This window comes from Gardnerella sp. DNF00109 (genome assembly GCF_049262845.1).
Lineage (GTDB): Bacteria > Actinomycetota > Actinomycetes > Actinomycetales > Bifidobacteriaceae > Bifidobacterium > Bifidobacterium vaginale.
The window spans coordinates 575,214-590,081 of the sequence record NZ_CP058406.1 but is presented as its reverse complement, the minus strand read 5'-3'; the positions used below and the strand labels follow the sequence as shown (position 1 = coordinate 590,081).

General features: G+C 40.7%; 10 protein-coding genes and 1 other RNA gene. 1 reads left to right on the top strand and 10 read right to left on the bottom strand.

The genetic code is table 11. From position 1 onward, the window contains the following. Positions 1-7: 7 nt before the first annotated feature. From HXT20_RS02200 to miaA, 7 genes are all read right to left on the bottom strand, one after another. Entirely contained in the window at positions 8-1,222 is a 1,215-nt protein-coding gene (locus HXT20_RS02200) for an argininosuccinate synthase (RefSeq protein ID WP_004115510.1), read from the bottom strand. Positions 1,223-1,507: 285 nt separating this feature from the next. After that, a complete protein-coding gene (locus HXT20_RS02195) occupies positions 1,508-2,131 on the bottom strand; it encodes an arginine repressor (protein ID WP_004115512.1) in 624 nt (207 codons plus the stop codon). 194 nt (positions 2,132-2,325) lie between these two features. Beyond that, complete coding sequence (pheT, locus tag HXT20_RS02190) at positions 2,326-4,950, bottom strand: phenylalanine--tRNA ligase subunit beta (RefSeq protein ID WP_420028138.1); 2,625 nt, start codon at positions 4,948-4,950, stop codon at positions 2,326-2,328. 5 nt (positions 4,951-4,955) lie between these two features. Beyond that, complete coding sequence (pheS, locus tag HXT20_RS02185; RefSeq protein WP_180946763.1) at positions 4,956-6,023, bottom strand: phenylalanine--tRNA ligase subunit alpha; 1,068 nt, start codon at positions 6,021-6,023, stop codon at positions 4,956-4,958. A gap of 60 nt (positions 6,024-6,083) precedes the next feature. Further along, positions 6,084-7,049 carry a TrmH family RNA methyltransferase gene (locus HXT20_RS02180; protein ID WP_014554679.1) on the bottom strand — a complete coding sequence of 322 codons (966 nt, stop codon included), beginning with the start codon at positions 7,047-7,049 and terminating at the stop codon, positions 6,084-6,086. Between the two features lie 68 nt (positions 7,050-7,117). Continuing rightward, positions 7,118-8,119, bottom strand: coding sequence for a cation diffusion facilitator family transporter (locus tag HXT20_RS02175; RefSeq protein ID WP_004115518.1), 1,002 nt, complete (start codon positions 8,117-8,119; stop codon positions 7,118-7,120). A 151-nt stretch (positions 8,120-8,270) separates the two neighbouring features. Then, positions 8,271-9,260: a tRNA (adenosine(37)-N6)-dimethylallyltransferase MiaA gene (gene miaA / locus HXT20_RS02170; protein ID WP_248912208.1), complete on the bottom strand. Its 990-nt coding sequence runs from the start codon at positions 9,258-9,260 to the stop codon at positions 8,271-8,273. A 370-nt stretch (positions 9,261-9,630) separates the two neighbouring features. On the opposite strand from miaA, the gene HXT20_RS02165 reads away from it, so the two are divergent. Next, entirely contained in the window at positions 9,631-10,377 is a 747-nt protein-coding gene (locus tag HXT20_RS02165; RefSeq protein ID WP_004112525.1) for a Panacea domain-containing protein, read from the top strand. Between the two features lie 239 nt (positions 10,378-10,616). On the opposite strand, the gene ssrA is transcribed toward HXT20_RS02165, so the two are convergent. The 3 genes from ssrA to guaA all read right to left on the bottom strand — a co-directional run bounded on the left by ssrA (position 10,617) and on the right by guaA (position 14,507). Continuing rightward, positions 10,617-11,013, bottom strand: a transfer-messenger RNA (tmRNA) gene (gene ssrA, locus HXT20_RS02160). Positions 11,014-11,171: 158 nt separating this feature from the next. After that, entirely contained in the window at positions 11,172-12,854 is a 1,683-nt protein-coding gene (locus HXT20_RS02155) for an alpha-amylase (protein ID WP_422114458.1), read from the bottom strand. A 90-nt stretch (positions 12,855-12,944) separates the two neighbouring features. Continuing rightward, a complete protein-coding gene (gene guaA / locus HXT20_RS02150; protein ID WP_004112523.1) occupies positions 12,945-14,507 on the bottom strand; it encodes a glutamine-hydrolyzing GMP synthase in 1,563 nt (520 codons plus the stop codon). Between the last annotated feature and the right edge of the window lie 361 nt (positions 14,508-14,868).

Here is a 14,868-nt window from a genome sequence, read left to right as displayed (position 1 = left end):
CCTCTTGTTAGTTGTTCTTTGCAACGCGCATATCTCGAGCCGCTGCAACCTTGCTAGACAATCCGTAGATTTCAATAAATCCGTTGGAAGCGCGCTGGTCGAAAGTATCGGAAGAATCGTAAGTAGCCAAGTTAAAGTCGTACAAAGACTCATCCGACTTTCTGCCTGTTACAACAGCCTTTCCAGCGTATAAAGTCATGCGAATATCGCCAGAAACATGCTCTTGCGTTTCGTTTATGAACGCGTTCAAAGAACGCACAACTGGCGAGAACCACTGGCCGTCATACACAAATTCCGCCCACTTTTTATCAAGAGCACGCTTAAGCCTATGCTGTTCGCGCTCCAAGCAGCAATTCTCAAGCTCTTGATGAGCCGTAATCAAAGCTTGCGCGCCTGGAACTTCGTACAATTCGCGAGACTTAATGCCAACTAGACGATCTTCAATAATGTCGATTCTACCGATTCCTTGTGCCCCAGCTCTTTTGTTCATTTCTTCGATTGCTTGCAATGGAGTTACGCTATGACCGTCAATTGCAACTGGAATACCTTTTTCAAACGTGATTGTAACTTCGTCTGGAGTTGTAGCTTCCAAAGGATTCTTTGTGTAAGAGTAGCATTCTTCGGTTGGAGCATTCCACGGATCTTCCAAAAAGCCTGTTTCAATAGCCCTTCCCCAAACATTTTGGTCTATAGAATATGGGCTTTTCTTGCTTTGAGTAATCGGAAGCTTGTGCTCGTTTGCAAAAGCGATTTCCACATCGCGAGTAAGCGACAAATCGCGAATTGGGCTAATTGCCTTTAAATCTGGATCCAAAGACTGGATTGCAACTTCAAAACGAACCTGATCGTTTCCTTTGCCAGTGCAACCGTGTGCGATTGTATCAGCATCAAATTCGTGCGCTGCGTGAACTAAGTGACGAGTGATAAGCGGCCTAGAAAGCGCGGAAACTAAAGGATACACGTCTTCGTACATTGCATTTGCTTTTAATGCGAGCATGCAATAGTTATCCGCAAATTCTTCACGAGCATCAACTACATACGATTCAACAGCACCACAAGCCAAAGCACGATTTTTAATAACTTCGAGCGCTTCTCCACCTTGACCAACGTTTAGTGACACAGCTACAACGTCTTGACCTGTTTGCTCTTTAAGGTACGGAATAGCTACAGATGTATCGAGGCCACCCGAATACGCCAATACAATACGTTTCTTACTAGTCATAGTGACCTCCCAAGGTCATATATTGAATAAATAAACGATATATAGTATATTATACAACCATAGATAAAATCTCAACACGCTTAGAAATACAACGTTTTTATTACATTCCGAAAAATAATATTTAAAAAAATAAGACAATAAAAATAATACTTATGCAATTGATTACACTATAACAAAGTGCAAAACCACAACACTGTGGTCTTTGCAGCAAGTATTATAAATTCAACATCCATCGATGCATATTAGACACAAATATAACTATAAAATGAATAAACTAATACAAAATCACCTAGATGCAACTGAAAGCATCCAATTAGCTCTATCTTCTGCTTCTTCGTTAGAAACACAAACCATAAGCACTGTATCATCGCCAGCAACCGAACCTAAAATACCTTTTAAAGGCTGCCTATCAATAACACTTGCAACATATTGAGCAGCGCCCGAAGGAGTGTGAATCACAACAATATTATTAGCAAATCCAACTTCTGTAATAAGACCAGAAAGAGTCCTAGCAACCTGTTGATCAATCCTAACGGTATCCATTGCGTGACGATTACCAGTTCCATCTCCTAGAACATAAGCAATTCTGCCGTCTGTAAGACGAATTTTAACCGCATTTATTTCATCCAAATCTCTACTCAAAGTTGCTTGAGTAACCTCAAAACCATGACGAGCCAAAACTTTAGCAAGCTGAGACTGTGAAGTAATAACCTCACTTAAAAGCGCCTGTTCAATCGCATTTAAACGTGCAGCTTTAGTCGTAGGACGCTGCTTTCCAGCGGATTCAATAGAACCAAAATCGTCATTATCATCAAAAGCATCGTCAAAATTATTATCTTCATTCACATAACTATGATTAAGCGCATCATCGCTACTAAAATTATTTGACTTCCTATTAGACTCAACCATAATTGGCAATACCTTTCTAAAGAGCACTCCAATCTAATATACATGAATACATAAATATATTCATGAATATATACATTTTAACAAAGCCATAAATACTATTTTATTTACTAAAAAATACGGCTGAACAACCAGATAATACTAATCATTCAGCCGTATTAATTTAAAAAACGCGACTCTGTAACTTATACTCGAACTTATACTCGCAATGTTGCATGCAATTTTTGAGCAGACTTTGTAATAGCCTCTCGAACCGCTTCCATATCATCGCTAGAAAGCGTTCTATCAGCAGCCCTAAATGTTACAGAATAAGCAAGAGATCTTAGCCCTTCTCCAAGTTGTTCGCCTTCATAAACATCGAACAACTCTACAGACTCAAGCAAATCACCAGAAGCTTTAACAATAGCTTCCTTTAAATCGTGAGCAGTCAAAGAAGAAGGAGCAACAAACGCGAAGTCCTGCTTAACAGGAGGGAATGTAGAAACAGGTTTTGCCTGAACAGGCTTAACTTGCATAGCATCAAACAATGCGCTCAAATCAAGCTCGAATGCTGCAGAGTGCTTTGGCAAACCCAAATTCTCATCAACCTGAGGATGAAGCTCTCCAACAATACCAATTTCAACATCGTCGGCACCATCAACAGGAATATACACCTTCGCGGTACGACCTGGATGCCAAGAAGCAGGAACATCATCAGAATTAATCTGACGAACGTCAAAAGCAACGCCGATTCGCTTTCCTAAACGATTAACAGCTTCTACAGCATCACTCCAATCAACTTCTCTATGAGTTCCAAGCCAACCTGTTTCTTCAGCATTACCAGTTAAAAGAGCTGCAACATGCAAAGGCTGCTCAGGCAAACCTGCATCCAACGCAACAAGCTGAGCATCCGTAGGACGAACCGAACCAGGCAAAGCAGGAATAGCTGGAGCATTAGGATCCGCAAAATACACGTGACCAAGCTCATAAAGAGAAACATCACTTAAGCCACGACGAATATTTCTGCGAACCGTTCCAGCTAAAGTGGTAAGAACATTCCTTCGAAGCCAAGGACGATCGCCAGCCAAAGGATTTGCGATTTTTACGCTGACTTTAGCAACAGAATCAACGTCTTCACGGAAAGCTTTAAAATCTTCCTGACCAACAAACGGGTAGCTCAAAGATTCAATCAAGCCCATTTCAGCAAGTTCATATGCAATAGCTCTACGAGTTGCTTGATCTTGCGTTAAACCAGTTTTGCCAGTAACAGGAACAGCTGGAACCTTAACAGGAATCTCATCGTAGCCAACCAAGCGCGCGATTTCTTCGACCAAATCGCATGGCTCATTTAAGTCTGGGCGCCAAGTTGGAGGCAAAACAGAGAAGGATCCGTTTCCGCCGCCAGCAACAGAGCAACCAATATCCGTAAGAATATCGCTAATACGATTCAAATCAATGCTTAAGCCAGAAACACGCTCTACTTCGCTAGCTTTGAAAACAATAACACTTCTATCAACAGTATTGTTTACGTCTGTAGGCGTATTAGAAGGCTCTCCAGAACCAAAATCGCTGAGCATTGTAACAGCCATTTGCGCAGCTGCTGGCTGCAAAGCAGTATCAACGCCACGCTCAAACCTGCGAGATGCCTCAGTTGGAAGCTTATGTCTACGAGCTGTACGTGCAATAGAAACGGGGTCAAAGTGTGCAGCTTCAACAAGAATATTCTTCGTTTCGCTCGTTACTTCTCCATACATTCCGCCCATTACGCCAGCAAGTCCAAGAACACGCGAACCGTGATTTCCCTTTGGAGAATCGCAAATAAGCAAGTCCTCAACGTTAAGCTCTCTGTCTTTGCCATCTAAAGTTGTTAAACGCTCTCCAGCTTTAGCGCGGCGAACAACAATAGGACCTTCAATCTTATCTAAATCATAAGCGTGAAGAGGCTGACCTAAGTCGAGCATTACGTAATTTGTAACGTCTACTGCAAGAGATATACCACGCATTCCAGCACGAGTTAAACGCCTACGCATCCAATTAGGGCTAGAAGAATCTGGATTAAAGTTTCTAACAACGCGAGCGTAGTAACGGTCGCATCCAACAACACCATGAATAGGATTATTATCTTCAATACTAACTTCTATATCTTTAGAAGCTCCATCAGACATAGAAACTACTTGATCAGCTTTATTATTAAGTTCAATTACTGGATCAGTGTAAGTTGCACCAGTTGAATGGTGATATTCGCGCGCAACACCCCTATAAGAAAACGCGTATCCACGATCAGGAGTGATGTTAATTTCCAGCAAAGGCTTGTTTAAGTGAAGAAGCGACATTGCGTCGTCTCCAGGTTTCAAAGCATCATATTCAGCTTTAGAGAAACCGTATTCGCGAAGCAAAATAATGCCATCGTGGCTATCTCCCAAACCAAGCTCGCGCTCGGATGCGCACATTCCATTAGAAATGTGGCCGTAAGTTTTGCGAGGCTCAATCTTAAAATCGCCAGGCAAAACTGCCCCAGGAAGAGTTACAACAACTTTTTCTCCAGCAGCCATGTTTGGAGCACCGCAAATAATTCCACGAGGAACCTTATTACCATTTTCGTCTACCTCGTTGTATTTATCTCCAACATCAACATGGCACCAATTAATAATTTTGCCATTTTTTTGCGGCTCAGGAGTAGCATCAACGACGTATCCTACAACAATAGGACCTGTAACTTGAGAGTCGTGAATCTCTTCTTCTTCTAAGCCAACTCGCACCAAATCTTTAGCAAGCTGCTCGTAAGTCAAACCTTCTGGCACTTCAACATGATCTTTAAGCCAGTCAATATCTACCATTGGCATGAGTACTACTCTCCCATCACAAACTGTTCACTGAAGCGCTTATCGCCTTCAACCAAATCGTGCATATCGTTAATATCGTGACGAAGCAGCAAAGTGCGCTCCAAGCCAACACCGAAAGCAAATCCCGTATAAACATCTGGGTCTAAGCCTGCAGACTTAAGAACATTCGGATTCACCATTCCGCATCCGCCCCATTCAATCCAACCTGGGCCACCCTTCTTATCTGGGAACCAAAGATCCAACTCCGCACTAGGCTCCGTGAACGGGAAGTAGCTTGGGCGCAAACGGCTTTTTGCATCTGGACCAAACATTGCAACAGCAAGGCGATCAAGAACACCCTTTAAATCAGCCATGCTCAAATGTTTATCTACTGCCAAAGCTTCGCACTGGTGGAAGACTGGAGTATGCGTTGCATCAAGCTCATCCGTGCGGAATACTCGGCCTGGGGACGCAATATACAGAGGTACTCCTCGCTCAATTAACGCACGAACCTGATCGGAAGAAGTTTGCGTACGCAAAACCATGTTAGATCCAACAAATCCTGCAGCATCCTTTGCCTGATTACCTTGCACATAAAAAGTATCTTGCATTTGACGAGCAGGATGATCTGGACCAAAATTCAACGCGTCAAAATCGAACCACTCTGTTTCTACCTCTGGTCCTGCAGAAATCTGCCAACCCATAGACACAAAGAAGTCTTCAAAGTCTTCAATAATACGCGCAATCGGATGGCGAGCGCCAAGCGGCTTACGATTTATTGGCAAGGTCATATCGATTGTTTCTTTTTGAAGCATATTAGCTTCTTCAATAGCCTTAATACGCTCTTGGGCTGCTGCAAATTCACGACCAAAATCAGCGCGTAAAGCCGACATTATCTTGCCAGCTTCTTTCTTTTCTTCTACTTGAAGACTTCCAATAGACTTGCTGGCAAGGGTCATTGCAGACTGAGCTCCTGCATACTTAGTTTTTGCCGCTTTCAACTCTTCCATTGTTTTAGCGGCTTGAACACAAGCTATACCCTCTTTTACTACCTTTGTAATTGCCTTCGAGTCGAACGGCTTACTACTTGCCACAGCACCCTTCCTATCCGTGTTATGTGTACTTTTGTGAAGCATTCAAAAAACGTCTCAAATCTACATTTTTCGCTCATGACTAGACATAGCCAAGCCCATTAGCATTACTGCAGCGCTGGTTGCCAAGTTCATTGATTCTGCTTTTCCGTAAATAGGTATTACCGATATTTCGTCTACTTTATTTAATATTTCTTCTGGCAATCCTCTGGCTTCGTTTCCAAATAATATTGCATTAGATCCTTCGTTATATCCTTTATTTAAATCATCACTTAGTGGTTTTAGAAGATTTGCAAAAGACTTTGGTTTTTTATTTTCCGTTCCATAAATATCAGCTGCAATAACCCTTATTTTTAATGACTTTGTCCAATCAAACCAATCATCCTCACTCATTGTCACTACTGGCAAATGGAATAATGAGCCTGCAGTAGAACGAACAAGCTTTGAATTAAAACGATTCACGCAATCGTCAACAAAAACAACGGCACTACAACCAGCTACATCTGCAACGCGAATAATCGCACCAGCGTTGCCAGGGTCTCTTACCTGCCAGCAGGCTGCAATCAATATAGGATCATAAGCAAAACCAGACTTATATTTGCTTTCTACCCCAATACTATTAAATTCTTTTATAAATTCTTTATCTAAAATAGTAGAATCACAAACGGCAACAATCCCTTGACAATCCGTACTGATCTTATGCATAACTTCTGCTGTTGCAGGGTGCACATAGCACTGATTTTTTAAGGATTCGTCAACAATTTTGCTTATTGTTTCTAAAGATCCATTTTGCAAAATGCCATTTTTAAGATTTTTAAAAGAATTGACATCAATGTAGTCACTATTAACAGCATCTTGCAAAACGTAAATGTCTAGAATCGACTTATGCGCGTACCTTACCGCTTCCCTAACGCTTTGCGGACCTTCTACTAAAAAGCGCCCATCCACTCGCGATTTTGCACGACTTATTGCGCAAATACGCTTAACGCGATCGCTATGCGCGTTGTCTATTAACTCTTTTAACGGCATAATATCACTCTACTTTACATATAGTTACAACACGCGTAAATGTTGCAATACAAAACTACTCAACGAAACTACTCATGATGTTCCGACGAACTTTGAGTGGTATATCCTTCAGGTTCTAGTTGGAATGTGGTGTGCGAAACAGAAACTGGAAAATGCTCACGCAAACAATCTTGAAGCTGGCTTAAAATATCAGCACACTGATCCATTGTTAAATCGCGCTCTACAACAACATGTGCCATAAAAATAGGCATTCCTGTAGAAACAGTACTTGCATGCAAATCGTGAACAGCAAGAACATGAGGAACGTGTTCAAGATGATCGCGAACTTTTTCTATATCCAATCCTTCCGGCGTTTGCTCAAGCAAAACTTTTACAGCATTTTTAAGCAAATGTAACGCTCTAGGAATCATCAAAATTGCAATAATCCCGCCAGCTAAAGCATCAAATCCATTCCAACTAGTACTCATCATTACTACAGCAGACACTACAACAGCAACAGATCCCAAAGCATCGTTCATTACTTCTAAAAAGGCTGCTCGCATATTCATGTTGTCTTTAGATTGAGAAACAAGAATTACAAGAGAAGCGAGATTTGCAAGCAAACCAAGAATACCAAAGAAAAGAAGCTGATTTACATCATGTATTCCATTATGATTTACACCAAAAAGACGCATACAAGATTCCACAATCGCATAAATGCCAACAAAAAGTAGAACAAGAGCACCAGCAGCAGCAGTAATTACCTCTAGCCTAGCCCAACCCCAAGTGCGCTTTGCATTAGGTCTTTTGCGCATCAAAATCGCAGTAACCGTAGATGCAGCTAAAACAGAAATATCTGTTAACATATGTCCTGCGTCAATTAACAAAGAAAGTGAATTTGTTAAAACAGATCCAATTACTTCTGCCAAGAATACAATAGACGTTAAAGCCAAAGTGATAGTTAGCTTATGCTGATGCGCATGACTTGCTTTAATAGCATCTTGCAAAGAAGCGGCATTAGTTCCAGAAGTACTTAAATCATTCTTCTCTAAGATTTCACTGGAAGAGTTTGACAAATGATGATTATTCACACAAATCTCCTATGTTCATACAAATAAGTATCTCGATATCGTTTCTCAATATCATTCCCAATATGCCTTATACGCAATGAACCCCAGCCTAAGCTAGGGTTCACGCATAAACATCTAAAGATTAATTATCTAAAAACTTATTCTATTATTACTATTCGTCAATTAACGCGCCGAGATGATGGGAAGTTGATTCGGCAATCAAATCATCTTTAAAATCGCCATTATCAGCAGCATTAATTATCTTCATTGAGACATCAACCACATCTGGCTGCAAAGCATTAACCCAATGAATACGCGAATCTCTTCCAAACCAACCCATTTGTTTTCTAGCAAGACGTTTAGTTTTCTGAGCAATATCAGCAAAAGCATCATCTTCGCTGCATAAGCCGTCTAAATAGTCCATTATTTGCTTGTATCCCAAAGCTCTACTCGCAGTAACACCAAGCCTTGAGCGAATCTCTTTAACTTCGTTTACAAAACCCTGCTCGCGCATCATTTTTGTGCGAAGCTCCACTCGCGCATCCAAATCTTCTCTGTTTAAGTCCAATCCTATTTGCACACAATCAATCAAATACTTGTATTTTGGCAGAGTAGCAGAATACGGCTTTCCTGTTAATTCAATAACTTCTAGAGCGCGAATTGTTCTGCGCGAATTTCTTGGATCCATATTTTTAGCCGCCACTGGGTCCAGTTTTTGTAACTCTTCAAAAAGAGACATTGCTCCTTGCGACTTTTCACGATCTTCCAAAGCTTTGCGAATATTAGGATCTGTACCTGGAAAAGTTATATCATCTACAGCCGCACGAGCATATAGACCAGAGCCTCCAACAAGAATTGGGCGAATACCTTTTTCTTGCAAATCGCGTATGCATTGCCTAGCAAGCGTTTGAAATTTTGCAACGCTCATGGATTCTTCTGGATCAATAATATCTATTAAATGATGCTTAATCTCGCTTTGCTCTTCTTTAGTGGCTTTTGCTGTACCAATATCCATATAACGGTACATTTGATATGCGTCTGCGTTTATAATCTCCGCTTTTACACCACGTTCAGCAAATTTCTTTGCAATTGCAATACCAAGACTCGTTTTGCCAGATGCTGTTGGACCTACAATCGAAATCACTTTCGGCGGTTTGCACACAATGCGCTCCTAATAATCATATTAAACGAACTAAAATCAACCTTAAAGAAGAATCTTTTCTACAAATTTACACAATCAAACATACATAAAAGTCAATAAAAGTAGTAGGAGATTTTGCTTCGACACCAAAGCAGTAGTTGATTACCACACTGTATTACAATCCCCATTGAGGACGACACGCGCTATTGTTGATGTGTTTTATTTTATATGGTACCGTTTTCGCTAACTTAAAACCGAATGATTTTTATTGTTTACACGTGTTCGTGCATTTTACAACTAAAATTATTCGTTCAACGTGATTTATAAAAGGATTCCATTTGGTTTTACGTTAATCATTTTGTTGTCTTTTCTGCACCGATGGAGAATAGATATGATTACTATTTCTCATGTAGCATATGCGATTTTAAAACGTTATGGGAAAATGAATATTAATCGCTTACAATTACTTTCTTACTATTGCCAAGCTTATAACCTAGCATCCACTAATTCTCCTTTGTTCTATAACAATTTTCAGGCTTGGCGCAACGGTCCAGTATGCCTAGATTTATTTAAAATGCACAGAATTAATGATGTTTTTATAGAATGTAAAGATATTGTTCTAGGACCTTATGAACTTAAAAATCATCTTACTTATTCTAATTTACTCACTATCTATAACGTTTGCGACGCTTTAATTGATTTTAGTATTGAAGAACTAGAAAATCGCGCCCGCAGTGAGATGCCATGGATTGATGCACGCAGAGGGATATTACCAAATAAGGCTAATGAAGTAGAAATATCTAAGAAAATTATTCATGATTATTACGTAAAACATCCAGTAATTAATACGAATTCACGAACAACACGAAGCAAAGAATTTAGAAAAGATGATGAAGAACTACAAAAAGACATACAAGATATAATTTCTGAACAAATTGAAAAATTTAATCAATATAATCAAGATGAAAAAGTTAGAAGAATAAGACGGGCTGAAAAAATTTTAAGAGAAAAATTAAGCATATTGAATGGGCTTAAAAATAATAAAATTTATTTTGATGAAAACATTGTTCGTATTACAGCACGACATTTTGTTGACTACATAAACAATGATATTAATGATAAAAATAAAAATAAATAAGTGGTATAGGTCAAAACATACGGCGCAAATAAGTATGCATAGGAAAGTCAAAAAAGCTCTAGATCTTATACCTAGAGCTTTTGCTCTGATTATTTCCGTCTGTTGTATGTGCTATATCACATATCGTACATACTTGTGTGCAAGCGGTAAACAACGCCCACTGTTCTATGCTAAAAGCGTTGGAAACATTGGGATTTGCTACAAATAACGCCACTGTTTTAGCAGTGGCGTTATTGCGTTTGTGGAGTCGCGGGGAATTGAACCCCGGTCCGGAAACCGTACCCTCGGTCTTCTACGTGCGTAGCCTGCTGGCCATTCGGCAGTTTTTCTGCCCCCATGTTATCGCAGACAATTCATGGCGAGCATATCTACAGTAAAAGTCCCTGAACTACCCTGCAGCTCGGCAATTCAAGCAAGTCTTCTAATGACGTTTAGCACCACTCCGAAGACGTGAGTGGGTAAACGGAGCAGCTGCTCACTGGTTAATCCTGGCGCGAAGCTCAGGCAGCAAGAGCGAACTCAGTGCGATTAGATTTAGCACTTATTCTTTTGCGAAAGGACGTTTACGAGTGGACTTTCGCATTCTCGGCACGCTTCCCCGCGGCGAACAGATCACCGTCGAAACCGATCGACCCCTTTTGATTTATCAAACTATCAATTAGATACTGGCATAAAGCCAGAATAATCATTATAAATAAACGTTTTAACAGAGTCAACCTGTTTTAGGCTATTGATTTATTTCAGACTAATCCAAAGACTAATCCAAAGACTAATCCAAAGACTAATCCAATAAATCACTTACCTTTAGTCTCACCTGTTTTAACACCATCACTATTGCCTTTGGCAAGCTTCTTCGATTTTTCAACAAATCTTCTATTAACAACAAACGTACAAATTGACGCAACAAACACGCAAATAAATATTGTAACGTTTCTAGCTCTAGCATTTCCAAGACTTTTTACAGCATTAACATGAAGAGCAACAGCAGATTCCGCATCAACAGTGGTCTTTACTTTTCCGTCACTAACGCTCACAGTTTTAGTGCAATCTTTAGACTCATAAACATTGCAATATTCACCATCTGGCAAGTCAGTCTTATAACTCACTTTTTGCGGCTCTTCCGTATTGTTAATCGCAAGAAAACCCTTGTTTCCTCGGCTAAATGCAACGTTATTATCGTCATCATCTTGCCAATTAGTAACCTTAGTGCCCCTAACGGCGTTGTAGAACCCAATCATTCCGCGAATCGAAGTTAACCTTTGCGTGCATTGCCACTTAGAATCCTTTGCACAACTCACATCAGGAATCGAAGTTTGCGTAGCTCCAGGTGCTCCCTCATCTCGTTTTGTAAACTCATAACCAGAAAACACATTTGGAGTTCCATATGGATACGCCAACATAAACGCGTTTGCAAGCTCGTATTTTTTACCATCTTTATACGTCAAAACTCTGCTTGCATTATCTCGCTCAGTATCCCAATTTGTAACGAAAATCGCAGCTTTTTTGCTTGGAATCAACTTATCTGTAATATGTTTAAGATTCTCAATAGACCCATAAAAATAGTTTCTAAGCCTATAAGAGTACTCAAATTCATTCACTTCACCAGTTTGCAAATATTGGTTTGGCTGAATTCTAGGGTCTTGCTCAGAAAACCCTATTGTTTCTTGCATCCACCAAATCTTATCTGGCGTTGTTCCAGCAGCCTCTGCAGCTGCATCTTTTATTCCCTTTACATCTTGCGGAGACATGTGTTTTGCTGCATCAACTCTAAACCCAGCCACTCCAAGCTTTAGCATATGCGCAAAGTACTCTCCCAAAGTTTTTTGCACATGAGGATTAGAAGTGTCCAAATCCAACAGTCCAACAAGTCGATGCGTCCAAACGATTTCTGCTTTTCGATACGTGTTGATATTTTCTGTTGACTTATGAAAATCGTCTTTTGTATATCCAGCATCTGGGAACGATTGATTTGCAGCATCATACTTGCTTCCACCAACGCCAACAGTGTCTTTGTTTGCAAAACCAGTTGTGTGGTTTATTACCGCATCTGCAATAATTCCAACACCCGAAGCTTTGCACGTTGTAATCATCTTTTTAAACTCGTCTTCTGTGCCAAGTTTTGAATTTAGCTTATAGCTTACAGGTTGATAGCTTGTCCACCATTGGTCACCTTTAATATGATCTTGCGGAGGTGATACTTGTACATATTTTACGCCTTCTGGGCCGTACGTTTTTTTGCATTCCTTAGCTATACTTCTCCAATTTTGTTGGAACGCTGTTACGATTACACCTTTTTGTGTAGTTTTTTGAGATGATTTTACGCCCTCATCTGCAATCGCTGGTCTGCTTGCGACTACTGCTCCCGCCAAAATCATAGCGACGCAAGATGTTATAGCCGCAACTCTTGCCAACACAAACTTTAACTTTACAAGCGCCTTTTTATTGAAGCTTGTAAATACTTCTATGCCGTGGATCATCATTGTTCCTTCCTGCAAGAATTGCGGCTTTGCTTTGTTCTTACTTTATTCTTTTTAGAGCTAGATTCTACCTCACTATATTAGAACCATCTATTCCCACTCGATTGTGGCAGGCGGCTTAGATGTAACGTCTAACACAACGCGATTAATCTGGCGACATTCGTTTGTGATTCGAGTAGAAATCTTTGCCAATACATCGTAAGGAACTCGCGACCAATCAGCAGTCATAGCATCCTCAGAACTTACTGGTCGAAGCACAATTGGAGATCCATATGTGCGCTCGTCTCCTTGAACTCCAACAGAGTGAACATCTGCCAAAAGAACAACTGGGCATTGCCAAATATCGCGATCTAATCCAGCTGCCGAAAGCTCTTCGCGCGCAATCGCATCTGCTTCTCTAAGAACAGCTAAACGCTCGCGAGTAATCTCGCCAACAATGCGAATTCCCAATCCTGGGCCTGGGAACGGCTGGCGCCACACAATAGCGTCTGGAAGCCCAAGCTCCGTACCAATTGCGCGAACTTCATCCTTAAACAAAGTGCGTAAAGGCTCAATAAGCTTAAACTTTAAGTCCTTTGGCAAGCCGCCAACATTGTGATGCGACTTAATGTTTGCAGCACCGTCTCCGCCACCAGATTCCACAACATCTGGGTAAAGTGTGCCTTGTACAAGGAACTTAACTTCTGCTCCAGATTTTCCAGCTTCTTCAATAACTTGACGTTGCGCTTTTTCAAATGTGCGAATAAACTTTTCGCCAATAATCTTGCGCTTGCGCTCTGGCTCGCTCACGCCTTTAAGCGCATCTAAAAAGTCATCTTCTGCATCTACTGCAATAAGCTTGATTCCAGTGGCCTCAACGAAATCGTGCTTAACTTGCTCAACTTCGCCTTTACGGAGAAGGCCATGGTCTACAAAAACGCAAGTGAGCTGATCTCCGATTGCCTTATGTACCAGTGCTGCTGCAACGGCGGAATCGACTCCTCCAGAAAGTCCACAAATAACTTGTGCATCTCCAACTTCAGCGCGAATCTTTGCAACCTGATCTTCTATAATATTCGAAGGATTCCAATCATTTTCCAATCCTGCACACTCGTGCAAAAATGTGGAAATCAGCTTTTGACCTAAAGGCGTATGCTTGACTTCTGGATGCCATTGCACTCCGTAAAGCTTGCGACTTTTATCTTGCATAGCTGCAACTGGAGCACCTTGAGTGTGAGCAAGCACCTCGAATCCTTCTGGCGCGCTCTTAACTGCCACTCCGTGACTCATCCAAGTATTTTGATCTAATGGAGAATTAGCAAGCAATCCTTCTGCTTCATCAATAGTTGCATGCGTTTTTCCGTACTCACCCAATGCAGCTTTGTCTACAACGCCACCAAGCTCGTGAGCCATAACTTGGAATCCGTAGCAAATTCCGAGCACTGGAACTCCTGCTTCAAAAATCTTTGTGTCAATTTTTGGCGCTCCTGGCTCATAAACGGAAGCAGGCCCGCCAGAGAGAATTATGGCTTTTGGATCTTTTGCCAGCATTTCTTCTACTGGCATAGAGTGCGGAACAAGCTCCGAATAAACGTTTGCTTCCCTCACTCTTCTAGCGATTAGCTGGGCATATTGGGCACCGAAGTCAACTACAAGTACCGGACCTTTTGCCATGATTCTCCTTATTTACACGCTTCTTATATATTACTTATTTATCACTTTATTTTTTGCAAATGTTTTAAAGGTGATATTTAAGGCTGATTCATTTTATACTAATGGCGCTTTGCGACGTTGCAGCGCTTCGAAACGCCGTGACTTATCTAGTTTTAAAACCAATCAAGCTTTATATAACAATAAAGTGAACATAAAACATAACATAAATGATAATTTTAAGAAAATTTTTGCGAACACTTTAACACATTTTTTCAACAAAATCGCACGTAGTGAGTAATCAAACGCACAAAAGTCAAAAGCTGTTACTATACTGAGAATGATGGAAAAAGAGGCTAATACATTCGTTTTTAAGCCTCTATGA